This is a genomic window from Vibrio sp. Vb1554, assembly GCF_033344235.1.
Window position 1 is genome coordinate 1 of sequence record NZ_JAWPOJ010000184.1, and the last position, 1,437, is coordinate 1,437.

Here is a 1,437-nt window from a genome sequence, read left to right on the forward strand (position 1 = left end):
AAGTAGGTTATCGATAGCACCAATAGACATCAGACCTTGTGCAAATACGCCTGCCGCAACCAACAACATCACAACGCCTTTAAATGCATCGGCCATGCCTGCGTAGCATGAGTCTAAATCTTCAAGCGCTTTTTTGCCGTCGAATTTGTTCACCACATAATGGATAAGTGCGCCAAGGAAAATAGAACCCACAACGATGGTGTAGATATCTAGACTAAGACCAGGAATCGTACGGCCATTAAATAGGAACACACCGATGATTGGTAAGAAGGGTAGGGCTGCGTAAAACGCTGGTGCATCTGCTGTAATTTCTGATACGTCGATTTTTTCCATCGGCGTATTTTCTTTCTTATCTAGGTATTTGTTCCAGAAGAAAGCTGCTGCCGCCATTACGACGATTGCACAAATCGAAACAGGACGAACAGTTTGTACCGCAAACACATCTAGCGCCAAGCCAGACTTTTCTGCAGCAATAACAACGTCACCTGAAGTAGGAGAAAGAATAATAGCAGCAGGAGATGCACACACTGCCACAGCCGCAGGACGAGAGATACCCATCGCAACCATCATTGGGAATAGGGTTGCCATCAATAAAACGCCAAGGCCTGTTGCAGAGCTCACCGCTAGAGACATCAAACACGCCACAATGTAAGCCGCTACCAAAAGGAGATAAGGAGAGTTGATAACAGAAAGCGGTTTAGAGAACTGTTTCACGACAACGTTGTTTGCGCCGATGTGAGTCATGTAAGAAGCGAAACCACATAGCAACATGATTTGCATACCAAGGCCGCCGCCACGGTATTGCAGCATGTATTTCACGTATTCGAGCGAGTCTGTCACCATGTTACCGGTTGAGGTGATGCTTGATGGCAGAACGTCATGGCCCAAAAAGCCAGTCATAAGAAGCAAACTGATACCAGCGGTCAAAAGTACGCCAGCTGCTTTGTAACCTTTGACAATGAAATAGCCCACCGCAATGGTTACTACCAAGCCAATTAAGAGCTCTAGCATAGGGGTCTCCAGATGTTATGAAAAAAAGAAAGATTCTGTTTCAATTTATGACAAGGAATTTACAGAATTCTTAACTGTGGCACGAGGCTAATCTGGGACTTGCATGATCTAAAACAAATAATAATTTAATAATTAAATCCGACAGATTCTCTTGTTTCAATTTCGTTTTGTAGGTGTTATGTGCTGGTTTTTTGGGTTTTAATGGAAAGAAAATATAAGCAGATTGGTGAATGAAATGCTGATGAAATAATTAAAAGTAATCGAAAAACATTATTCGAGTTAGATCACATTTGTAGCGGCTAAAATAAACAAAAAGCCCCGACTAAGCGGGGCTTATTCAGCAACTTAATGCATTATGCGTAACGACGGATCATCAAGTTCCAACTACGTTGTTGACGCTCAAACTCAGTTTTAAGTTGTTGATAC

General features: G+C 42.7%; 1 protein-coding gene. It reads right to left on the reverse strand.

From position 1 onward, the window contains the following. The coding region (gene dcuC / locus R8N28_RS24795) for an anaerobic C4-dicarboxylate transporter DcuC (RefSeq protein ID WP_318183614.1) at window positions 1–1,011 on the reverse strand (1,011 nt) is incomplete at its 3' end. Between the last annotated feature and the right edge of the window lie 426 nt (window positions 1,012–1,437).